Origin of the sequence: Streptomyces sp. NPDC058239 (assembly GCF_042882185.1) — a bacterium.
GTDB lineage: Bacteria > Actinomycetota > Actinomycetes > Streptomycetales > Streptomycetaceae > Streptomyces.
Genome location: NZ_JBHVWS010000019.1, coordinates 1 through 23,284 on the forward strand (window position 1 = coordinate 1; position 23,284 = coordinate 23,284).

General features: G+C 70.6%; 14 protein-coding genes. 6 read left to right on the plus strand and 8 right to left on the minus strand.

Features of this window, described 5'->3' with window-relative positions; all coding sequences use genetic code 11:
* Window positions 1-58: 58 nt before the first annotated feature.
* From ACFVYE_RS20990 to ACFVYE_RS21000, 3 genes are all read right to left on the minus strand, one after another.
* Window positions 59-613 carry a hypothetical protein gene (locus ACFVYE_RS20990; protein ID WP_389606811.1) on the minus strand — a complete coding sequence of 185 codons (555 nt, stop codon included), beginning with the start codon at window positions 611-613 and terminating at the stop codon, window positions 59-61.
* A gap of 392 nt (window positions 614-1,005) precedes the next feature.
* Window positions 1,006-1,782 carry an ABC transporter ATP-binding protein gene (locus ACFVYE_RS20995; RefSeq protein WP_389606813.1) on the minus strand — a complete coding sequence of 259 codons (777 nt, stop codon included), beginning with the start codon at window positions 1,780-1,782 and terminating at the stop codon, window positions 1,006-1,008.
* Window positions 1,775-2,716 (minus strand): ABC transporter permease, encoded by a 942-nt coding sequence (locus ACFVYE_RS21000; RefSeq protein WP_389606815.1) that lies wholly within the window; start codon window positions 2,714-2,716, stop codon window positions 1,775-1,777. The genes ACFVYE_RS20995 and ACFVYE_RS21000 overlap by 8 nt, the downstream gene beginning before the upstream one ends.
* 128 nt (window positions 2,717-2,844) lie before the next feature.
* Here ACFVYE_RS21000 and ACFVYE_RS21005 point away from each other — a divergent pair, with 128 nt between their 5' ends.
* Entirely contained in the window at window positions 2,845-3,459 is a 615-nt protein-coding gene (locus ACFVYE_RS21005) for a TetR/AcrR family transcriptional regulator (RefSeq protein ID WP_383969337.1), read from the plus strand.
* Window positions 3,460-3,462: 3 nt separating this feature from the next.
* On the opposite strand, the gene ACFVYE_RS21010 is transcribed toward ACFVYE_RS21005, so the two are convergent.
* A complete protein-coding gene (locus tag ACFVYE_RS21010) occupies window positions 3,463-6,999 on the minus strand; it encodes a CDP-glycerol glycerophosphotransferase family protein (RefSeq protein ID WP_389606818.1) in 3,537 nt (1,178 codons plus the stop codon).
* A gap of 101 nt (window positions 7,000-7,100) precedes the next feature.
* Here ACFVYE_RS21010 and ACFVYE_RS21015 point away from each other — a divergent pair, with 101 nt between their 5' ends.
* From ACFVYE_RS21015 to ACFVYE_RS21035, 5 genes are all read left to right on the plus strand, one after another.
* Window positions 7,101-9,104: a CDP-glycerol glycerophosphotransferase family protein gene (locus ACFVYE_RS21015; protein ID WP_389606820.1), complete on the plus strand. Its 2,004-nt coding sequence runs from the start codon at window positions 7,101-7,103 to the stop codon at window positions 9,102-9,104.
* Window positions 9,105-9,218: 114 nt separating this feature from the next.
* A complete protein-coding gene (locus ACFVYE_RS21020; RefSeq protein ID WP_383969352.1) occupies window positions 9,219-12,785 on the plus strand; it encodes a CDP-glycerol glycerophosphotransferase family protein in 3,567 nt (1,188 codons plus the stop codon).
* A 205-nt stretch (window positions 12,786-12,990) separates the two neighbouring features.
* On the plus strand, window positions 12,991-14,232 hold the full coding sequence (locus ACFVYE_RS21025) for a hypothetical protein (protein ID WP_389606822.1): 1,242 nt from the start codon (window positions 12,991-12,993) through the stop codon (window positions 14,230-14,232).
* Between the two features lie 40 nt (window positions 14,233-14,272).
* A complete protein-coding gene (locus ACFVYE_RS21030; RefSeq protein ID WP_383969325.1) occupies window positions 14,273-15,787 on the plus strand; it encodes a methyltransferase domain-containing protein in 1,515 nt (504 codons plus the stop codon).
* A 70-nt stretch (window positions 15,788-15,857) separates the two neighbouring features.
* Window positions 15,858-16,232 carry a hypothetical protein gene (locus ACFVYE_RS21035; RefSeq protein WP_383969322.1) on the plus strand — a complete coding sequence of 125 codons (375 nt, stop codon included), beginning with the start codon at window positions 15,858-15,860 and terminating at the stop codon, window positions 16,230-16,232.
* A gap of 6 nt (window positions 16,233-16,238) precedes the next feature.
* Here ACFVYE_RS21035 and ACFVYE_RS21040 read toward each other — a convergent pair whose 3' ends face one another.
* From ACFVYE_RS21040 to ACFVYE_RS21055, 4 genes are all read right to left on the minus strand, one after another.
* Window positions 16,239-18,440, minus strand: a complete 2,202-nt coding sequence (locus ACFVYE_RS21040; protein ID WP_383969320.1) for a CDP-glycerol glycerophosphotransferase family protein — start codon at window positions 18,438-18,440, stop codon at window positions 16,239-16,241.
* Between the two features lie 43 nt (window positions 18,441-18,483).
* On the minus strand, window positions 18,484-20,796 hold the full coding sequence (locus ACFVYE_RS21045) for a CDP-glycerol glycerophosphotransferase family protein (protein ID WP_383969317.1): 2,313 nt from the start codon (window positions 20,794-20,796) through the stop codon (window positions 18,484-18,486).
* Window positions 20,797-20,954: 158 nt separating this feature from the next.
* Window positions 20,955-21,866, minus strand: a complete 912-nt coding sequence (locus ACFVYE_RS21050) for a carbohydrate ABC transporter permease (RefSeq protein ID WP_389606825.1) — start codon at window positions 21,864-21,866, stop codon at window positions 20,955-20,957.
* A complete protein-coding gene (locus ACFVYE_RS21055) occupies window positions 21,863-23,281 on the minus strand; it encodes a carbohydrate ABC transporter permease (protein WP_389606827.1) in 1,419 nt (472 codons plus the stop codon). The genes ACFVYE_RS21050 and ACFVYE_RS21055 overlap by 4 nt, the downstream gene beginning before the upstream one ends.
* Between the last annotated feature and the right edge of the window lie 3 nt (window positions 23,282-23,284).

The window sequence follows — 23,284 nt, forward strand, 5'->3', positions numbered from 1 at the left end:
GGGGGGGGGGGGGGCCCCCCCCCCCGCCCCGCCCCCGATCGCCGGACGCGCTCGATATCTACTGCTGCCACAGGGTGAGTTCGGTGAAGTAGTCCGGCAGATCGTTGGTGGCACGCTTTTCCACCTTGGTGATCTTCAGCATGGCGAGATTGCCGTCGGACGTCACCGTGCAAAGACGGGTGCCCACCGGCAGGGTCTGGCCGCGCTGGAGCTCCTTCTCCCTGATCTCGGACGGCAGCACATCCGACTGCGAGCCCTGCAGGCACTGTTCGGGGGCCGGTCCGGTGCTCTTGCCCATCGGTGTGCGGAATTCCCAGCTGCCGCCCGATACTTCGCTCAGCTGCAGCTCGTCGTCCCCGTCGGTGAATTCGGCGGGGCCCGCGACCCGAGGCTCGTCGAGATCGATTCCGATGACACTCGGCTCGGCCGGTGCCCGCAGCGCGAACGGGCGGTCCTTGAAGATCACCTCGTAGCTGCTCTGCTGCGCGGATGATCCGGGCGAGGCGGAGTCCGACGATTTCGGATCGGGCTGCGGGGACGAGGGCCGGTCGCTGTGCGAGCTGTCGGCGTGCGAGGTGTCGCCGCCCTTGTCGTTGCCGCGGGTGGCGATCATCCACGTTCCCGCGACCAGCAGCAGCGCCGCCCCGGCGGCCGCCGCGATCCGCAGTGGCCCGCGGGACTTCGAGGCGGGCGCCGCCGGGCCGGGCGCGGGCGGCGGCAGGGTGGTGGGGTACGCGGGCGGCTCGTGGCCCGGCGGATCACCTTCAGCGCGACGGGCTGGCCGCCCCGGGAGTGCGAGAGATAGACCGTGCCCATCCCGCCCTCGCCCACCCGGCCCCGCAGGACGTAACCGGAGATCTCCCGCGGATCGTCCGCCCGCAGCGGTCCCGGTACGCCGTCCTGCATGTGCCCCCCTGAGCGGTGTCCGGACAACCCCGTTGTGCGGCACGGGAGTTTATCGCCCCGACCGTTCCGGCCGCTCTCCCCGGCCCGCCGCCCGCGCCGCTACTTCTTGCCGGTGAACTTCTCGTACTCGGCCACGACCTCGTCCGCCGGGCCGTCCATCCGCAGCGTCCCCGCCTCCAGCCAGATCGCCCGGTCGCAGGTCTCGGTGATCGACTTGTTGCTGTGGCTGACCAGGAAGACCGTGCCGGCCTCCTTGCGCAGCTCCATGATCCGTTCCTTGCTGCGTCGCTGGAACCTGGCGTCGCCGGTGGACAGCGCCTCGTCGATCAGGAGGACGTCATGGCTCTTGGCGGCCGCGATCGAGAAGCGCAGCCGCGCGCCCATTCCGGAGGAGTACGTCCGCATCGGCAGGGTGATGAAGTCGCCCTTCTCGTTGATGCCGGAGAAGTCGACGATCCCCTGGTAGCGCTCGCGGATCTGGGCTCGCGTCATGCCCATGGCGAGGCCGCCGAGCACGACGTTGCGCTCGCCGGTCAGATCGCTCATCAGCGCCGCGTTCACCCCGAGCAGCGAGGGCTGGCCCTGGGTGTGCACCCGGCCCTTCGTCGCGGGCAGCAGTCCGGCGATCGCCTTCAGCAGCGTCGACTTCCCCGAGCCGTTGGAACCGATCAGGCCGATGGCCTCGCCCTTGTACGCGGCGAAGCTCACCCCCTTCACGGCGTGCACCTCGCGCACTCCGGGGGACTGCCGGCGCGAGACGATCCGGCTGAGCGCCGATGTGGCGCTGCCCTTTCCGGTACGGGCGCCATTGACCTTGTACGTGATGTGCACGTCGTCCACGACGACGGTCGGCACCCGCTCGTTGTTGTCAGCCACGTCCGTACCGCTCCTCCGCCTGCCAGAAGTACACGAATCCGCCCACGCCGCACACGAGCGCCCAGCCCGCGGCGATCGCCCACACATGCGGCGGCAGATGGGACGCGCCGAAGCTGTCGATGAGCGCGAACCGCATCAGGTCGATGAAGACGGCCGCCGGATTGCACTCCAGCATCACCATCACGAAGTGCGGAACCCGGTCGCCCTTGAGCATCGTGTCCACGCTCCACATGACGCCCGAGGCGTACATCCAGGTGCGCAGGATGAACGGCATCAGCTGGGCGATGTCCGGCGTCCGGGCGGCCAGCCGTGCCACCACCATGGAGACACCGGTGTTGAACACTGCCTGCAGGAACAGCGCCGGAATCGCCAGCAGCCAGGACGGCCTGGGGAACTGCCCGAACCCCACCAGGATCAGCACCAGCGCGCCCAGCGAGAACAGCAGCTGCTGGAGCTGCTGCAGGGCCAGCGCGATCGGCAGCGAGGCGCGCGGGAAGTGCAGGGCCCGGACCAGGCCGAGGTTGCCGCTGATCGCACGGGTGCCCGCGGTGATCGAGCTGCTGGTGAAGGTCCAGATGAACACGCCGGTGACGAGGAACGGAACGAAGTCCTCGACGTTGCGCTTCGTGTTCATCAGGACGCCGAAGATGAAGTAGTAGACCGTCGCGTTCAGCAGCGGGGTCATGATCTGCCAGATCTGGCCGAGCTTCGCCTGGCTGTACTGGGCGGTCAGCTTGGCGGTGGCGAACGCCGTGATGAAGTGCCGCCGCCCCCACAGCTGCCGGATGTACGCGCCCAGCGTGGGCCGGGCCCCGCTCATGGTCAGTCCGTGCCGGGCGGCGAGCGCGGCGAGCTCGCCCGGTGCGTACACCGGGAGGGGCGCACCGGCAGGGGTGTCGGCCGGGGCCGCTGGGGTTGTTGTCTGGCTCACCACGATCGCTTTCGACGGGAGGGCAGGAACACGACGACCGACGGGACGGCACCGTATCGTCGCAACGTCGAGAGTAGGGCGCATCCACGTCGCAACGCAACCGTTTCGTCGTTACGGACTATGATTCGGTCATGACCACCGACCCGGGAACCCGCCGCCGTGTCCCCGCCGGAGCCGCTGTGCTGCGCGAGGACGTCACCGATGCGATTCGCAGCGCCGTCTTCGAGGAGCTGGCCGCGGTGGGCTTCGCCCGGATGTCGATCGAGGGCATCGCCCGGCGCGCGGGTGTCGGCAAGACCGCCGTCTACCGCCGCTGGAAGTCCAAGCTGGCCCTGGTCCTCGACCTGGTCTCCGCCGTCGCCGTCCAGGGCATGCCTGCCCCGGCGACCGGTTCGCTGCACGGGGATGTCCGCGCCGTACTGGAACTCGCCTCCTACGCCCTGCGCCACCCCGTCGCCTCGCAGGTCATTCCGGACCTGCTGGTCGAGGCGGCCCGTAGCCCGGAGATCTCCGAGACGATCAAGGCCGCCCTGCTGGACCCGCATCAGGGCATTGCCGCCGTCGTCGTACGCGACGCCGTGGCGCGCGGCGAGCTGCCCGAGGACAGCGACCCGGACCGTGCGCTGGACCTGATCGTCGGCCCGCTCTACTGGCGGCTCGCCGTCGTCCGCACCCCGCTGCCCAAGGGCTATCTCGACGACCTGGCGGCATCCGCCGTCGCCGCACTCAAGAACCGGGCCGGGTAGGTACTAGCCCTCGGCGAGCAGCCGGTCCGCGACCCGCGCCGCCGCCCCGCCGTCGTCCAGGTCGCAGAAGTCCCGGCGGAAACTCTCGTACGCCTCCGCGTGCCGGGCCGCCGACGCGGTCAGGGCGCCGGCGTCGCGCAGGACCCCGGCGATCTCGTCCGTGCCGACCAGCAGCGGCCCCGGCGCCCGGGTCTCGAAGTCCAGACAGAAACCGCGCACCGTGTCGCGGTAGTGCTCCAGGTCGTAGGTGTGGAAGAGCATCGGACGGCCCGTGTGCGCGTAGTCGAACATCAGTCCCGAATAGTCCGTGACCAGTACATCGGCGATCAGCAGCAGCTCCGCGGTGTCCGGGTGCGCCGACACGTCGCGTACTCCGTGTCCCTCGGGCACGCTTCCGGTCACCTGCGGATGGCGCCGCACCAGCACGGTGTGGCCGTCGCCGAGGGACCTCGCCAGCGCTGCCAGGTCGAGCGCCGGATCCCAGCGGTAGCGGGGCTGCTCGCCACCGGTGCCGGACGGGTGGGCCAGCTGGTCACGGTAGGTCGGCGCGTACAGCACGACCCGGCGGCCGTCCGGGATGCCGAGCCTGCGCCGTACCCGCTCGGCGGTCTTGGCCCGGTCGGCCGAGAAGAGCAGGTCGTTGGCGGGGGAACCCGCCTCCAGGACCTCGCCCCCGTAGCCGAGAGCGCGGCGCAGCAGCGGGGTGGAGTGGCGGCTGGGGGAGACCAGGACGGACCATTGGGCCGCCCGGCGCGGCAGCGAGGCGAGCTGGTGGTGGTCGGCGTACAGGGTGCCGCCCAGATCCGTACCGAAGCGACCGAGCGGGGTGCCGTGCCAGGTCTGCACGACGGTCTGGCCGGGCCGCCGCTCGAACCACTCGGGCAGCTGGTCGGCGGTGACGATCCGGCGGGACCGCGCCAGCGCCTCGTACCAGGCGGCGCTGTGCTCGATGACCGGGACGACGGCGGACGGGATGTGCCCGTGGAGCCCGTCCGTGACCCAGAGGTGCTCCGATTCCACGCCCCGGCGCAGGAGTTCGGCGTGGACGGCGCGCGGTGAGGCGCCGCCCGTGTAGAGGACGGCGTCCCGCAGCGGCAGCGCGCGCCGGGCCGGGTAGTGCGTGCCGCGCAGTTCGGCCCGGCGGTACGCACCCCGCTCGGCGACCGCGAGTACCGGTCCGGCCTGCACGGTCAGCCGGTCGCCGAACCTGCGGTCCAGGGCGAACTCCCGGCCGGGTGCGGGGGCCGTGGAGTCCGCCCCCGTGCGGCGGAGCGGCAGACGGGCGGTCAGTGCGGTCAGCACACGGACCGGCCGGCCGCCCAGATACGCGTCCCAGCGGCCCTCGTGCAGCCCCGCGGCCACCGAGGGCGCGAGGAACGCGGTGAAGCGCCGCCCCTCGTAAGCCCCTTCGGGCACCCCTGCGGGTGCTTCCCCGTACGTTGCCGCGCGCGGCTTCTCGTGTGTGACGGGGACCGTCACCGTCTCGCGCAGTGCCTCGTGCCGCAGTACGAGGTGGGCCGGGCCCTCCTCCTCCCGTGCGCCCGTCCCGGCGCCGGTCACCCCCTCCACCCGCAGCGCACCGTCCGATGTCCAAGCCGCCCCGTCCACGAACGGCTGCCCGCTCAGGTCCAGCACCAGCTCGCCCGCCGCATCGGCCACGACCGGCGGCGCCGCCTCCGGGGCCGCGGCCAGCGGCACCCTCGACCCGTCCGCCAGTACCAGCCGCGCCCGCCACCGCCCGCCGGGCTCCGGTTCGACCTCGCGGGGCGCCCGGTGCGGTGCCTGTGGTGCGGCCGCCATCGCGACGAGGTCGGTGAGCGGAATCCGTACCGTGAAACGGCCGTCGGCCCGGCACTCGACCGGGTGGCCGAACTCCTCGTCCGCCACCCCTTCGCAGGTCAGCACCAGGGCCTTCGGCCGGGCGCCCCCGTACAGCCGGCCGGTCAGCTCCAGCTCCTCGCCGATGCGGCGGTCCTCGCACCGGGCCGGCAGCTGCGTCAGGGTCAGCCTCAGCCGCCCGTCCAGGTAGTCGAGCACCGCCCGCCGCCCCTCGCCCAGGTCATGGACGAGCGGCTGTACGGACCCCGCCTCCACGGCCCGCACGGCCACCCGGCGGACCGTGCCATGAGCTGCCACCATCATGCCCACCAGCCAGCCGCCGAGCCGAAGCCGATGCGGGTCGAGGATCAACTCGAAACCCGAGTGGTCGTAACTGTGCAACTGCTGACCGGAGTTGATGGTCGCCTCGGGTGCGGAAACGTTCCGTACCGGCACCGTCCGCAGATGCTGACCGCGGGTCGCGCGCACCATGCCCACCTTCAGCGAGTGGCGCGGAGCCGCAGCCGGCAGATTGCGGATGTACGCGTAACCGCGCAGCAGCAGCTTCCCGTCGTCGCCCCACTGAGCCTCCAAGAGCCGAGCCACGGCCGGGAGATCGGTACGGGCGAGGCGGGTGCTGTCCGGGATGCCGGGGAAACCGGCCTGCCGCCGCCCCGGCACGCCGCCGACCGTGAACGTTCCGGCGCCGCCGTCCCGCTCGAAGGCGAGCACGGCCAGCAGCTCCGCAAGCCTGCGCTCCTTCACCAGCTGCCACTTGATCCGCAGCTCCACCGGCAGTTCATGGGCCACTGCCCGGCCCGACCTGGCCGCCCCGTCCATCCGCTCCATCCGGTCCAGGAACGCCCCCGCGTCCGCCATGAACGCGTCCCGGTACTCGGGCCCGCCCATCGCGAGCCCCTCCAGGAAGTACACGAAGTCGTCGCGCAGGCACGAGAGGTCGTAGCGGCGCCGCGCACCGCCGTTCGCCACCCCGCCCCGGCCCGCCAGGAACGCGCTGACCTGCTCGCACGCCGAGATGCGGTCCCGTACGCCCTGCACATCCGTACGCCGCCGGGTGATCGACCCCTCCCGGACCCGCCAGTAGTAGACATGCTTGTGCAGCACATCGACCGAGCCCGCGAGGAAGTGGGCCGGGATCATCACCGGGGTGTCCTCGTAGAGCTTCCCCTCCGGGAAGGCGAAGGCATGCCGGTCCCAGAAGGAGCGCCGGAACACCTTGTTCCAGGCGACCCGGTCGGCGAGCAGTCGCGGATCGCGGCTGATGTGGGTGCGGGCCCGGGTGGCGGTCAGCCAGCGGTACTGCCAGGCCTGCTGCCGTCCCTGCTCGTTCAGCCGCCACACATTGCCGGTCGCGAGATCGGAGCCGGTCGACTCCAATGACGCCAGCATCCGTTCGTAGGCGTCGTGGACGACGATGTCGTCGCTGTCGACGAACGCCAGATACGGCACGTCCGCCGTGGTGTGCCGCACCCCGGTGTTGCGGGCCGCGCTCAGCCCCGCGTTGGGCTGACGGACGTAGCGGAAGCGGCGGTCGCGGGCGGCGAACACCCTGGCGACGGCCGCGCTGCCGTCCGTCGAACCGTCGTCGACGAGGACCACCTCGATGTCGGCGACCGACTGTTCGGCCACCGACCGCAGGCAGTCCTCCAGATAGTCCTCGACGTTGTGGACCGGGACGACGACACTGAGGCGCGGCTTCATGCCAGGTCAACCGGGGCGGACGCGCCTGGTCACCGGCACTGCCCCGAACGGGTGAACACGCGATTCGGTGCGCGGTGGGTGCGCGATTACGCTCGGCTGCCATGCTCCTCAGTGTTGTCGTGCCCGTCCACCGCGTTCAGGGATATCTCAGGGCGAGCCTGGAGTCCGTGCTCGGCCAGGGCCCCGGTGAATGGGAGCTTCTCGTCGTCGACGACGGGGCGAGGGACGGCGGCGCCGAGATCGCCGCCGAGATCGCGGCGCGCGACCCGAGGGTCAGGGTGCTCACCCTCGCCGAGCACCGCGGGGCGGGTCCGGCCCGCAACGCCGGGGCGGCAGAGGCACGCGGCCGGTATCTCCTCTTCCTCGACGGCGACGACCTGCTGCGACCGGGCGCCCTGGAAGCGATCACCGGCCGGCTGGCCGTGAGCGAACCGGACGTACTCCTCCTCGGACACGACCGCATCGACTGGTGGGGGGACGTCTCGTCCCCGGTGTCCGTTGCCGAGGGGTTCGCCACCGCCGTCCCGCGCCTCTTCCGCCGCGCCTTCTGGACCGAGCACGGTCTCCACTTCACCGACGGCCACTATGAGGACGTCCTCCCCGTCCACCGTGCCACCCTCCTCGCCTCCGACGCCGGCACGCTCGACACCCTCGACCGGATCTGTGTCCGCCACAGCATCCGCCGCTCCGGCACCTTCGCCACCACCCCGGGACGCCACCACTTCGCGATCCTCGACGCCTACGAACGGCTGCTCGCCGAGACGGGCCACGACCCACGGATCCGGGCGGCGCGCACCCGCCACCTGCGCGCCGTCCTCGCCGACCCCGGCCGGACCGCCCCCGAGGACCGCGCCGCCTTCCACCGCGCCGCCGCCCTCCCCGGCAACTACGCCGTCCACCGCGCCCGGGAAGCCGCCCGCACCGGCCACACCCGCACCCGGGCCGTCCTGCGCCGGCGCAAGAAGACGCTCCGGGCCCGCGTCATGCGCGTCGCCTACCGCACGGATCTGCTGCGCCCCCTGGACCCCGACCTGGCGGTGTACGGGTCATATTGGAATCGGGGCGTCGCCTGCAACCCGGCCGCGATCCACGCCAAGGCCCTCGAACTCGCCCCGCACATCCGGGGTGTCTGGGCCGTCTCCTCCCGTCACCGCGACCGCATGCCTCCCGGCATCCCGTACGTCATCGAGGGCTCCCGCGCCTACTGGCGGGCGATGGCCACCGCCACGTACCTGATCAACAACTCCAGCTTCCCCGGCGGCTTCACCAAACGCCCCGGCCAGCGCTATCTCCAGACCCACCACGGCACCCCGCTGAAGACCATGGGCCTGGACCAGCGCGCCTACCCGGCCCTCACCAACGGCATCAGCTTCGAGAAGATCGTCGCCCATGCCGACCAGTGGGACTTCTCCCTCTCCGCCAACCCGCACACCACCGAGATCTGGGACCGGGTCTACCCGTCCGGCTACGAGCATCTGAACCTCGGCTACCCGCGCAACGACATCTTCTTCACCGCCACCCCCGAGCAGACCGCCGCGATCCGGCAGCGGCTCTCCCTCGCCCCGGACCGGACGGTGCTGCTGTACGCGCCCACCCACCGCGACTACCGCAAGGGCTTCGTCCCCCACCTCGACCTGGAACGACTCGCACGCGAACTCGGACCGGACTACGTCGTGCTGGTCCGAGCGCACTACTTCTACGGCCGCTCGGCGCAGCTGGACGGCGCCCGGGTGGTGGACGTGACGGGATATCCGTCCGTCGAGGAACTCTGCCTGGTCTCCGACGCGTTGATCACCGACTACTCGTCGCTGATGTTCGACTACGCCTGCCTGGACCGTCCGATCATCAGCCACGCCCCGGACTGGGCCGCCTACCGGGCCTCGCGCGGCACCTACTTCGATCTGCTGTCCGGACGCCCCGGTGACACCCCGGGCGCCGTCGCCACCGACGAGGACGAGCTGCTGGAACTGTTCAGGACGGGCGAGTGGCGCTCGGCGCGGACAGCGGAGCTGCGGGCGGCGTTCCGGGAGCGCTTCTGCCCGTACGACGACGGACACGCGGCCGAGCGCGTGGTGCGGCGGCTGTTCCTGAGCGACAGAGAGTAAGCGCGGCGCAGCCGATGTCACCCGTTCGGGAAAGACCGCAACCGGTGACCCCCGGCCCTGCACGGGGTTGAGCCATACGGACAACCAGGCCCCCGATGAACGGACGTGCTCAACATGCCGCCACGGCTCAGTGTCGTCGTACCCGTCCACAACGTCGAGCTCTATCTGACGGACTGCCTGAAGTCCCTCGCGGAGCAGACCATGACCGACCTGGAGGTGGTGATGGTCGACGACGGGTCCACCGACAACAGCGCGTTGCTGGCTGCCGAGTTCGCCGAACAGGACGGCCGGTTCCGGCTGGTGAGCCAGGAGAACGGCGGACTCGGGCACGCCCGCAACACCGGGGTCCGCAACTGCGACCCGGGTTCCCGCCATCTCGCTTTCGTCGACAGCGACGACGTGCTCCCGCCCCGCGCGTACGAACTCCTCGTCGGCGCCCTGGACGAGACCGGCTCGGACATCGCGTCCGGCAATGTGCTGCGGCTGCGGGCCTCCGGAAAGCTCCAGCAGTCGCCCAACTTCCGCAAGCCCATGGCGACGACCCGGCTGCGCACCCACATCTCCCGGGACTGGGACCTCGCCGCCGACCGGATCGCCTGCAACAAGGTCTTCCGCCGGTCCTTCTGGGACGAGCACGCCTTCGCCTTCCCGGTCGGCGCCCTGTACGAGGACATCCCGGTCGTCCTGCCCGCCCACTTCCTGGCCCGCTCCGTCGATGTGCTGAAGGACGCGGTCTACCACTGGCGCGACCGGGCGGGCTCGATCACCACCCGCCGCGCGGTCGTCCGCGGTATCCAGGACCGGGCCTCGCACGTGCTGGGCGTCTCCACCTTCCTCGACGAGCATCGCGGTGCCGCCGACAAACGGCAGTACGAGGCGCACGTCCTCGCCAACGACCTCTGGTACTTCATGGAGGCGCTGCCCGACGGCGACGAGGAGTACCGGCGCGCCTTCCTCACCTACGCGAACGAGTTCACCGACCAGGTCGACCCGGCCGTCCTCGACGCGCTCCCGCTGCGGCTGCGGCTGATGTGGCACCTCGTGCGCGAACGGCGGACCGACGAACTGATGGCCCTGCTCGCCTTCGACAAGGCCGAGCCGGGAGCGTTCGCGGTACAGGGCGTGCGCCGCCGCAGCGCCTCCTTCCCGGCCCTCATCCGGCCGGTGCCGCGCTCGGTGCTGCGGGTCACCGACCGGGATCTGCCGCTCACCGCCCGGCTGCGGGACGCCCACTGGCGGGGCGGCAAGCTGCACCTCAAGGGGTACGCGTACATCCGGAATCTGCCCGCCACCACGCGCGGCAGCGAGTTCCGGGCCGGCTGGCTGCGGGCGGGGCGACGGCATGTGCTGCCGCTGCGGCTGCGCACGGTCGCCGAACCCGAGGCCACCGCCCGGTCCCGGCAGAGCCTGCACGACTACGACCGGTCCGGTTTCGAGACCGTCATCGACCCGGCCAGGCTCCGCATCGATGCGGCCGGCAGCCTCGAACGGCTCACCTGGCGCCTGGAGATCGGCATCGCCGGGCACGGCATGCTGCGCCGCTCCGACCTCTCGACGAGCGAGGCGGCCGCACCGCCGCCCGTGCACCGGCCCGACGGCGACCACCGGATCGTGCCCGCCTTCGAGAGCGGCAGGCTCGTGCTGCACGCCGAGCGGATCGATGCCCGCTTCGAGACACACCGTGCGGGCGGTACGGGCGGCGGCGCAGGCACCGTGGCGGTCGACGGGATGATCCGCGACCGTCTCGGCAGGGGACCGCTGCGCCTCGCACTCACGCACCGGGCCTCCGGTACCTCCTTCGACTGTCCGGTGACCGTGCACGAGGGGGCCGTGCCCTCGGCGGCGGGGTGGCGGCGTTTCACAGCCGATGTCCCGCTCGGCGCCTTCACCGACGCCCGGCAGGGAGCGGGGGAGGGGGCGGCGCCCGCACAGCTGCCGTACAGCCTGCAACTCGTCGGCCCGGACGGGCGCAGGACACCGATCGATGTGCCGGGGCCCGTACTGCCGGGCCGCTACCCGCTGGGCGGGGACGGCGACCAGCGGCGCGAACTCGGTCTGACCGCAAGCTCCCGCGGCAATCTGCTGATCAGCGACCGCACCGTACAACCCGCCGTCGACCTGGCGACCTGGACGGAGGACGGACAGCTCCTCCTGGAGGGCACCTTCCCCGACGACCCGGAACGGCCCGTCGAGCTGGTGGCCAGGCACAGCGGGCACGGCGAGGAGGCCGTCTTCCCCCTCGCCTCCTTCGGGGCCGTCGGGGCGCGGCGGTTCAGGGCCGCGCTCCGGCCGGACGCCGTCGAGGGACCCGGTGGGAAGCTGCCGCTGGGCCAGGGCCACTGGTACCTCTTCCTCCGTGAGAAGGGCGCGAGGGACGACGCGTACGAGGCCCCGCTGCGCATCCCGGCCTCTGCCCACCGCACCCTGCCCGCCGCCCGCACCCTCGCGGGCCGGAAGTACCTCATCGAACGGCGCTTCCACGACCAGCTGCTGATCAACTGCGCATCGGTGCTCACCGCCGCGGAACGCGGTGCGCGCGGCAAGCGGTTGCTGCGCGAGGCGTACCGGGGCCTGCGCATGGCACCCCTGCGCGACACCGTGCTGTACAGCAGCTTCGACGGCCGCCAGTACTCCGACTCGCCGCGCGCGATCCATGAGGAAGTGGCGCGGCGGGGCGCCGAGTTGGAGCATCTGTGGGTGGTGCGCGACCAGCAGGCCCGTATTCCGGCGGGAGCCACGGCCGTCGAGCACGGCTCCGCCGCCTGGCACGAGGCGCTGGCCCGCAGCCGTCACATCGTCACCAACACCCAGCTGCCGGAGTGGTTCGAGCGGCGCGAGGGCCAGTGCGTCGTCCAGACCTGGCACGGCACCCCTCTCAAGCGCATCGGTCTCGACCTCGCGGGCACCGCCCAGGCCAACACCGCCTATATCGCCACCATCGAGCGGCGCGCCCGCCAGTGGAGCGTCCTGGTCTCCCCGAACCGCTTCTCCACCCCCGTCCTGCGGCGCTCGTTCGGCTACCGGGGCGAGGTCCTGGAGTGCGGCTATCCCCGCAACGATCTGTTCCACGCCTCGGACCGGACCAAGGTCGCCGCGGCGGTACGGGAGCGGCTCGGCATCCCCGAGGGCAAGCGGGTCGTGCTGTACGCGCCGACCTGGCGCGAGGACCGGCCGCAGGGCGGCGGCCGCTACGCCCTCGACCTGCAGCTCGACCTGGCCGTCGCCGAACGCGAACTCAGCTCGGACACCGTCCTGTTGGTCCGCCGCCACTATCTGGTCACCGACCGTCTCCCGGACAGCGGCAGCGGCTTCGTCCGTGACGTCTCGCGCTACGGGGACGTCGGCGAGCTGATGCTGATCAGCGACGCGCTGGTCACCGACTACTCCTCTCTGATGTTCGACTTCGCCCAGACCGGCCGGCCGATGCTCTTCCACACCCACGATCTGGCGCACTACCGCGACACGCTGCGCGGCTTCTGCTTCGACTTCGAGGCCCGCGCCCCCGGCCCCCTGATCCCCGGCTCCGCCGGACTCATCGAGGCGCTGCGCGACCCGGAGCGGGCCACCAGGGGACACGCGCAGGCGTACGAGGCATTTCTCCGGGACTTCTGCGACCTGGACGACGGACACGCGGCGGCGGGGGTGGTCGACCGGATGCTCAAGGGCCTTGAGCGGCCCTGATCCGCCGGACCGCGGTCCGTGCGGCCCGGCCGGTCCAGGTGCCGGCCGGGCAGGGCCCCGAGGCCACCGCACCCCGCCTGAATCGTTCGAGTGATTCAGGGATTCGGACGTTTGTGCAGATACGCAGGGCATCGAAGTCGCGATCCAGGTAAGTGTGGTCATCGGTGCGTTGCTCAGCGTCTTCGGGTTGCTACGTTCTGTTTTCATGGGTATCCGAATGCGATGCGAAACCTGGGACGTACGACGGGCGAGAGCGGTGGTGCTCATTGCTGCGGCCGCCGGTCTCCTCGCCCGAATGCTGATCGCGGCGAATACGCCCGGCCCGGCCGACGTGCGGATCTTTCAAGGTTTCGCAGAGGCCATCGTGCGGTACGGCCCCATTCGGATTTATGAACAGCCGCTGCCGGGACTGCCCGTCTACAACCATCCGCCACTGGCCGGCTGGATGCTCCTGGGTCTGAATGAACTCTCCGAACTCGGAATCCCCTTCGGGACGCTGATCAGATCGCCCGCCTCGATCGCCGATTTCTTCTGCGCTCTCCTCGTGTTCGAAATCGTGCGCCGGCGCAGCTCCGCCGGAACGGCGGTCGCCTGCGGTGTGGGCGTGGCCGTCAGCCCCGTACTGATCGCCACCTCCGGCTATCACGGCAACACCGACGCGGTCGCCATCACGTTCGCCCTGGCCGCCGCCCATCTGCTCGTGGACCGGAAGTCTCCGCTGGCCGCCGGGGTGTGTGCCGTGCTCTCGATCAGTGTCAAGTTCGTCCCGGTGGTGGTGATCCCGGCGCTGTTCGTCGTCGCGCTGCGGGCCGGCCGGCCGGCGCTCATCCGTTTCACCGCCGGGTTCACCGTCCTCGTCGCCCTCGTCTGGGGACCGGTCCTGGTGACCGTGCCGCAGAGCCTCAGGGAGAACGTCCTGGAGTACGCGGGCGGCAGCTACCGGCTCTGGGGCCTCGTCCGGTTCGCCGATGTGCTCGGCCTGCCGCAGTCCTTCATCACCTTCATCCAGGGCGGGGGCCACTTCTTCTTCGTGCTGGTCTGCGTGGCGGTCGGGGTCTGGCTCGCCTGGTTGCGGCCCGCGCAGCTGCCCGGTGTCGTCGCCGTGACGATGGGCCTCCTGCTGCTGCTCTCCACCGCTTCCGCCCTGCAGTACCTGACCTGGGCGGCCGCCGGGCTGTTCGTCATCGGGTTCTGGGAAGGCGCCGCGTACGGCTGTCTGCTCGGCCTGACGGCGATCCTCGGTTACCAGGGACGCTCCGCCGTGCGCTGGAGCGAAACGGTGCTGCACCTGGGCGAGGCCGGCTGGTTCGTCCTCGCCGCAGGCCTCGTCAGCGGAGTCCGCAAGATCCTCGCCGCGCAGCCGGCCGCACCCCCGCAATCCCCCGCCGAGCGGACCTCGGTCCCGGCGCCCTGCACCCCGCGGCCCACCGGATTTCCCGTCAACTGACCGCCCCTCCCAAGCACCGAGCACAACTGGAGAACGCCCCGTGAAGGAAAGCCCGAGCCCCAGGATCGGCATCCTGGTGGTCGCGTACAACGCCGAGACGACGCTGGAGAGGACCCTCGACCGCATTCCGGAAGACTTCCGGTCCAAGGTCGCCGAGGTCCTGATTCTCGACGACGCGAGCCATGACGCGACCTTCACCGCAGGCTGCCGCTGGTCACAGACGGAGGGGCTGCCGCGGACCGTGGTCATGCGGCACACCAAGAATCTCGGATACGGCGGAAACCAGAAGGCCGGATACGCGCTGGCCGCCGAACACGGACTCGACATCATCGTGCTGTTGCACGGCGACGGACAGTACGCCCCCGAATTCCTGCCCGACATGGTCGCACCGATCGAACGCGGCGAATGCGATGCCGTGTTCGGCTCGCGGATGATGAAATCCGGATCCGCTCTCAAGGGCGGCATGCCGATGTACAAATGGCTGGGCAACCGCATTCTCACCCGTCTGGAGAACACCCTTCTCGGCTCGCAGCTCACCGAATTCCACTCCGGGTACCGCGCCTACAGCGTCGCGGCCCTCAAGAAGCTGCCGATCCACCGGAACACCGACGCGTTCGACTTCGACACCCAGATCATCGTCCAGCTGCTCAACGAAGGAATGCGGATCAAGGAGATCCCCGTCCCCACCTACTACGGCGACGAGATCTGCTACGTCAACGGCATGAAGTACGCGAAGGACGTCGTCAAGGACGTCCTCGAATACCGGCTCGCCGTCAAGGGATTCGGTACCTGCGCCTGGATCCCCAAGCCTGTCGAGTATGCGTTCAAGGAGGGCGACGGCTCCTCGCACGCCGTCATCCTGGAGAAGATGCGCAGCCTCCCGCCCGGCCGGGTCCTCGATCTCGGCTGCTCCGGCGGCCTGTTCGCACAGCGACTGGAAGCCCTCGGCCACGAAGTGACGGGTGTGGACTACGTCGAGGTCCCCGGCGTACGCGAGAAATGCACCCACTTCCACCTCGCCGACCTGGAGGAGGGGCTGCCCGTGGAGATCGGCACCGATTACGACTACGTCGTCGCCGGCGATGTCATCGAGCACCTCTCCCGCCCCGAGCGCGTGCTTGCCGAGGTCGCCACCGTGCTGCGGCCCGGCGGCCATGTGCTGCTCTCCGTACCGAACTTCAGCCACTGGTACTCACGGCTGCGGGTCGCGCTCGGCGTCTTCGACTACGACCGGCGCGGCATCCTCGACGAAACGCATCTGCGCTTCTTCACCCGGGCCAGCCTGCGCCGCACGGTCAGGAACGCGGGCTACGACGTCCTCCACATCGCCTCCACCGGAGCCCCGTTCTGGGCGCTGCTCGGAGGCGGACCGCTCCCCGCGGTCCTCGGCGGGGTGTCGAGGCTGCTCACCCGGATCCGGCCGACGCTGTTCGGCTATCAGCACGTCGCACTGCTCACCCCGCATGCGGCCGAGACGATCATTGCTGGAGAGCACGTCGATGTACAGGACATCCTCAACCGAGAGTACGCCGCTGCCGACCGGGTCGGAGTCTGAGGCCGCCGTCCCCCGTCCCACCCCCGCCCCGACGTCCGAAACCCCGGTCGCCGCAGTCAGGAGCAAGGTCTTGACCCTCCCCAGTCTGATGCTGCTGCTGTTCGCCGTGTTCTCGTCGGCGGGCGGCCAGATCATGCTCAAACACGGGATGAAGGGCGCCGCGGCCGCCGCCGCGCAGGGCGGCGGGTCCATCGCCCTGCGCGCCGCGACCAGCCCCTGGGTCGTCCTCGGCCTGGTGGTCTTCGCAGTGTCCGCCATCGCCTGGATGACCACCCTGGCCAAGGTGCCGCTGTCCATCGCCTACCCGTTCAACGCCCTCGGGTATCTGCTGATCGTGCTGGCCGGGGCGACCGTGCTGCACGAGCGGACCTCGATGTGGACCTGGGGCGGCTCGCTGCTCGTGGTCGTCGGCCTCGTCACGGTGATGGCGGGCCAGCAACGCTGAGCGGATTCAAGCCCGTCCGGCGTTCGAGGACACGCCGCCGGACGGGCCCGGCACCGCACACTCCCCCAGCAACACCCTCCGCACCACCCGCTCCGCGGCGCGCCCGTCGTCGTACGGACAGAACCGGGCCCGGAACGCGGCCCGCAGCGCCTCGTTCGCCGGGCTCCGCCAGCTGCCGTCGAGGAAGAGCCGGGCCAGCTCGTCCGTATCGGCGGAGACCGCCCCGGGGGTGTCGCCGGGCTTCCCGGACAGCAGATCGAAGCAGACCCCCCGGACCGTGCGGTACGTCTCCCAGTCGGGGGCGTGCACCACGATCGGTCGGTCCAGATGGGCGTAGTCGAACATTACCGACGAGTAGTCCGTCACCAGCGCGTCCGCCGCCAGGCACAGCTCCTCGATCCGCGGGTGATCGCAGACATCGACGAGCGAAGGGTGCTCCGGCAGCCCGGCACCCTCGTAGAAGTAGTGGGCGCGGACCATCACCACGGTGTCCGGGCCGAGTGCCTCGCAGAGGCGGACCAGATCGAGCCGGCTGGTGAACGCCGCCTCGTAGTCGCGATGAGTCGGCGCGTACAGGATGGAGCGGCGGCCGGGTCGGATGCCGAGACCCGCGCGGATCTCCGCGATCCGCTCGTCCGTCGCCGTCGCGAAGACGTCATTGCGCGGATAGCCCGACTCGAGGGACCGTGCGGTGCCCGGATAGGCGCGTGCCCATACCTCGGTGGAGTGGGGGTTGGCGGAGACGCTCCAGTCCCATCGGTCGACGCGCTGGAGCAGCCGGTCGAAGTTCAGCCCCTGGGCCGCCGCCGGATAGTCCTGCTGGTCGAGCCCCATGATCTTCAGGGGGGTGCCGTGATGGGTCATCACATGGATCTGGCCGGGGCGCTTGACCAGGTGGTCGGGGAAGTTGACGTTGTTGAAGAAGTACGTGGCCCGGGCCAGCAACTGCCAGTAGCGGCGGGTTCCCGGCACCACGTGGTCGATGCCCTCGGGCACCGCGTCCACCTGGTTCTTCGACACCACCCACACGCCGCGCACCTGCGGGGCCAGCTCCTGGGCCTTGCGGAAGACGGCCTCCGGATTGCAGCTCACCCCGCGGTTCCAGTACGCGGCGTAGACGGCGAGCCCGGGGTCCAGCGGAAGCCTGCGCTGCCACCAGTAGTAGCGCGCGGACAGGGTGCGCCTGGCCCGCGCCCGGACCGCGCCGGGTGCCGCCCGCAGACTCCGGCGCAGGGCGAGGACCGTGTCGAGGGCGCCGAGCACGACGTAACGGCCACCGCCCATCAGCTTCGGCCGCAGCCCCTGGGCGCCGCCCGGGAACCGGTGCCCCTCCGGTCGGTGCGCACGGTGGAACGCCGCCACGGACCGTACGTAGCCCTTGCGCCGCCGGGTCACCGACGGGTATCCGGACAGGAGTTCCCAGGCCGCCCGCTCGAAGAGCAGGGTTCGCACGGGGTGCAGGAGCGGCCGGTCCCGTACGAACTCCATCAGACCGGCGTACGCGTCGACGAGCCGGTGCGGTGCCGAGCCGTCCGACGGTTCCGTCCCGTCGGCCGGAACGAGCAGGTGGCGCCGGCTGCGGTGCTCGACGCAGGCGGTGGGGAGCACAGCGACGGACTCGGCCGCGGCGAGGGTCTGCAGTGCGTACATCCGCTCCCCGTGCTGCCCCGGTCCGAAGGACAGCTTCTCGCCCTCGTGGAGGGAGCGGCGCACGGCGCGGTTCCAGGAGACCGGTGCGATGTCCAGGAGCACGGGGTGTTCGAGCAGGGTGAGCCGGCCCTCGGGCAGTTCGCCGAGCAACTCCAGCGACCGGGTCGGGCGGGGACGGCCCCGGAACGGGCGCCTGTGATGGCCGAACAGCAGCAGTTCGGGGTCACCGGCGGCGTCCAGCCGGTCGGCGACGGCCTGCAGGGCGCCCGGCAGGTGGACGAAGTTGCCTTCCAGGAAGAGGAGATAGTCGCCGACGGCCCGCTCGGCGCCGGCGTTGCGCCGCCCGTCGGGCCCGGCCCCCGACGGCAGGTGGATGGCCTGCACCCGGTCGTCGTGTGCGGCCAACTCGTCGAACAGCAGCCCCGAACCGTCCGGCGAACCGTCGTCGACCCCGATCACCTCGATGTCCGTGAACGACTGCGTGAGCACCGACTCCAGGCACTCGCGCAGCTGCCCTCGGGCACGGCGGACGGGAATGATGACACTCAGCCGGGGCATACAGGCTCTTTCTCGGACTCGGGTCTACGGGGGAGGGGTGCGCTCAGGGGTGGTTGGTGGGCTGCGTCCCGGCGAGGCCGAGGCCCGCGGACGCCTGCCGGTCCGCCGGGACCGTGGCCGTGGCCGGTGCGGAGACCGGGACCTGCGCCGGGTTGCCCGCCGCCGGTGCGGGCCGGCGCAGTGCCGGAGGAATCGCGGGCGGCTGTGCGGACGTGTCGCCCAGGAAGACCCGGCGCACCACCCGTTCCGCCGCGTGCCCGTCGTCGTACGGACAGAAGCGCTCCCGGAACGCCGCGCGCAGCCGGGCGGAGCGGGTGCCGCACCAGTGGCCGGTCGCGAAGACGTCGAGCAGTTCGTCCTCGCTGTGCGCGATCGCGCCGGGCGGGCAGGAGTGCAGGTCGAAGTAGGTGCCGCGGGCCGCTTCGTACGCCTCGCGGTCGGCGCAGTGGATGACGACGGGCCGGTCCAGATTGGCGTAGTCGAACATCAGCGACGAGTAGTCCGTGATCAGTGCGTCCGAGGCGAGCGCGAGCGCCTCGACGCAGGGGTGGCCGCTGACGTCGATGATCCGCGGGTGCGGTTCGCGGACCGGCGGAGCCCCGTACGAGTAGTGGGCGCGGCTCAGGATCACAAAGCCCGGCCCGAGGACCCGCAGCACGCGTGCCAGGTCGAGCGCGATGGGCTGGTCGCGCCGGTAGTCGCGGTGCGTGGGCGCGTACAGCAGGGCCAGTGTGCCCTCGGGGATGCCGATCGACTCGCGCAGCCGCGCCACGTCGTCGGCGGTGGCCCGCTGGTAGATGTCATTGCGCGGATAGCCGTACTCCAGCGTCGCGCAGCTCGCGGAGGCCGACGGGTAGGCCTTCTCCCAGACGAGGGTGGAGTGCTGGTTCGCGGAGAGGGAGTAGTCCCACTTGTCGACATTGGCGAGCAGCCGGCCGAAGTCCATCCCGCGGGCCGCCGCCGGCCGGTCCTGGAGGTCGAGGCCCATGGTCTTGAGCGGTGTGCCGTGGTGCGTCTGGAGCAGCACCTGGCCGCGCCGTTTGACCAGCCGCCGGTCGAAGTTGACGTTGTTCACCAGATACCTGGAGCGGGCCAGCGCCCGCCAGTAGCGGTACGTTCCGGGGGTGAGCCGCCGGGTCGCGGTGGGCACGGTGTGCGCGTCCTCGGGGCGGCAGATCCAGGCGGTCCGCAGGCCGGGGACCAGTTCGCGGGCCTTCGCCTCGATCGCGGCCGGATTACAGGCGTATCCGCGGTGCCAGTACGCCGCGAACACCGCCCGGTCCGACCGGACCGGCAGCCGCAGCTGGATGCGGTAGTACGCCTGGAGCGCGGCGGCCCGCAGCACCCGGCGGACGGCCGTGGTGACCTTCCGCAGCCGGCCGTGCAGCAACTGCGCGGTCCACAGCGCACGGTACGTGCGGTGTGCGCCCAGCCGGATCAGGCCGTGGCGCAGCCGGGCGCGGCGCGGGGCGGGAGCGCCCGGGGCGCGGTAGCGGCCGCAATGGGCGCGGGCGCGGCGGAAGAACTCCGCGCGGCTGCCGCGCGGAAGCCGGCCGGGGGTGGTGAACAGGGTGCAGAAGTGGTCGAGCATCCTGCGGAAGAGCACCGGCCGCCAGGGCGCGAGTTCGGGGCGGGCGTCGATGAACTCGAAGACCCGGTCGTACTGTTCGAAGATGTCGAAGTGCTTGCGGCTGGTGGTGGCCAGGATGTTGCCCTGGCGCCGCTGCCGGTAGCCGACGCACACCCGGTCGAGTACCGCGATCGAGCGGGCGGCCAGCAACGCCGGGTACGTCCAGGGCGTGTCCTCGTAGTAGCCGGGCGGGAAGGAGAATCCCTCGGCCTCGACGAACGCCCGGCGGTACGCCTTGTTCCAGACGACCATCAGGACCTTCAGCAGCCCGGGCCGGCCGGCGAGCGTGAAGGTGGCGGGGCCGGTCTCGGCGAGGTGTTCGGCGAAGGTGTTGCGTACGCTTTCGCCCGTCCAGTACATACGGGCGTAGTCGTAGACCAGGACGTCCGGTTCCCCGGTCTCCTCGATCCGTTCGGCGATGGCCCGCAGGGCGCCGGGGGCGAGGGTGTCGTCGCTGTCCAGGAAGATCAGATAGTCGCCGGTGGCCTGTGCGATCCCGGCGTTACGGGCCCGGCCCAGGCCCATGTTCTCCGGCAGATGCAGGGCCCGCACCCGGTGGTCCCGGGCGGCGAACTCGTCGATGACGGCGCCGCAGGCATCGGGTGAGCAGTCGTCGACCGCGATGAGCTCGAAGTCCTCGAAGGACTGGGTCAGCACCGAGTCCAGGCTCTCGTGCAGATACGCCTGAACCCGGTAAGCGGGCACGATGACACTGAACCGGGGCACAACACATCCATGGGTCGTTCGCAGCGCGGGCGGGTGGTCCGCAAACTTCCGATGGAGTGACAGGGTTACGCCAAAACGTGGCAAACCCGCAAAATTGCAGGTGGGGTGGCCCTGTTGCGGTGAACAGGACCACCCCGTGTTGACGTACGGCTGTGCGACTACTTCACCGCGCCCGCCATCACGCCGGAGACGAACTGACGTTGGAAGGCGAAGAAGACCGCAAGCGGAATGACCATCGACACGAAGGCGCCGGGCGCCAGCACATCGATGTTGTTGCCGAACTGCCGTACCTGCTGCTGAAGGGCCACCGTGATCGGCGGGGAGTCGGAGTCCGCGAAGATCAGTGCGACCAGCATGTCGTTCCACACCCAGAGGAACTGGAAGATCCCGAGCGAGGCGATCGCCGGACCGCCCAGCGGCATCACGACCCGGGTGAAGAGCCGGATCTCGCCCGCCCCGTCGAGCCGGGCCGCCTCCAGCAGCTCCCTCGGGATCTCCGCGAAGAAATTCCGCAGCAGGAAGATCGCGAAGGGCAGACCGAAGGCCGTGTGGAAGATGATCACACCGAAGGTCGTCTCGAAGATCCCGACCGCGCCGAAGAGCTTGGAGACGGGGACCAGGGCGACCTGCACCGGTACCACCAACAGCCCCACGACCACGAGGAACCACCAGTCGCGGCCGGGGAACTCCATCCAGGCGAAGGCGTATCCGGCCAGTGAACCGATCACGACGACCAGGACGGTCGCCGGGACGGTGATCATGACCGTGCTGAGGAGGGAGTGGGTGATGGTCGAATTGTCCAGCAGCCGGGAGTAGTTGTCGAAGGTGAGCTGGGAGGGGACCGTGAAGACCTTCCACCAGCCGGTTGACGCGATGTCGTCCGCACCGCGCAGTGAGGACAGCAGCAGCCCGATGGTCGGCATCAGCCAGAACAGGCCCACCAGGATGAGGAAGACCCGCATCGCACCGCCGCCGGCACGGGCGGCGATGCGTGCGCCGAGGGACTGCTCGGCTTTCACCGGTTCGGTTGCGGCTGTCGTGCTCGTGGCCGTGTTCGACGCTGTCGTCATCGGCGCCCCTCCTTCCGGATCCGGCGGACATTGAAGAACATCACCGGGAGTACCAGCAGCAGCAGGAGCACGGCGATGGCGCTGCCGATCCCGAGGTCCGCGTCCGTGCCGAACGAGGAGCGGTAGAGCTGGAGCGCCAGCACGTTCGCATCGTCCTGCGAGGAGCCCAGCGCGATGATGAAGACCAGGTCGAAGATCTTCAGAACGTTGATCATCAACGTGACCAGCACCACCGCGAGAACGGGCGCGAGCATCGGCACCGTGATCCGGCGGAACACCTGCCACTCGTTCGCGCCGTCCACCCGGGCCGCTTCCAGGAGTTCACGCGGCAGGCCCGCCAGGCCCGCGGCGATCAGCACCATCGCGAACCCGGCCCACATCCACACGTAGGAGCCGATGATCCCCGGTGTGACCAGGGTCGGGCCGAGCCACTCGACCCCGTTGTAGGGCTCCTTGAAGTTGGAGGCGGGGAGCCGGAGTTCGGCGCCGTCCGCCGAAGCGGGCAGGGTGAACGTACCGTCCGCGGCCGCCGTCGCCGAGGCGACCACCTTGCCGTCCTTGACCGCCTCGATCTCGATGTCCTTGAGCCCCAGCTCCTTGGCGTCGATGACATTGGGCTTGCCGCCGCCACCCCTGGTGAAGTCCAGCCACGCGGTACCGGTGATCTTTCCGGCCCCACCCGCCGCGGCCTTCGCGGGCTTCGCGTCCGTCGGCATCTTCGCCGGCGCCACACCGACCAGCGGCAACTGCACCGGCTGCCCGGCCCGTACCGGCGCCTTGGTGACGAACGAACCGCCCGTGCCCGCCTTGAGCGGGTGGACGGGCAGCGGATGTGCCTTCGGGTAGCCCGCCGACTCGGCGAACGTGTCGTGCACACCCACCCATACGGCGTTGGCGACCCCGCGCTCCGGGGCCGCGTCGTACACCAGCCGGAAGATGATGCCCGCGGCGAGCATGGAGATCGCCATCGGCATGAAGACGATCAGCTTGAACGCCGTACCCCAGCGGATCCGCTCCGTCAGTACCGCGAAGATCAGCCCGAGTACGGTGGAGACCGTCGGCGCGAACACGACCCAGATCGCGTTGTTCTTGACCGCTGTACGGATGGTGTCGTCCGTGAACAGCGCCTTGTAGTTGTCGAGTCCGGCGAAGCCCGTACCCGTCTGGTCGAAGAACGACCGGTAGACGGAGTACACGATCGGATAGACCACGAGCGCGCCCAGCAGCACCAGCGCGGGCGCCAGGAACAGCGCCGCGATGACCCGACGGGTGCCGGTCACACTTCTGCGGCTGCGTTCCGGACCGCCGGCCGGGGCATCGGACGGCTTCCTGGGCGAGGGCAGCGACGACTGTCCGGACGGATGCTTGTCGGCGGGGGGCACCGCGTCGGCGCCCCCCGCTGCGGCTGTCGTCATCCC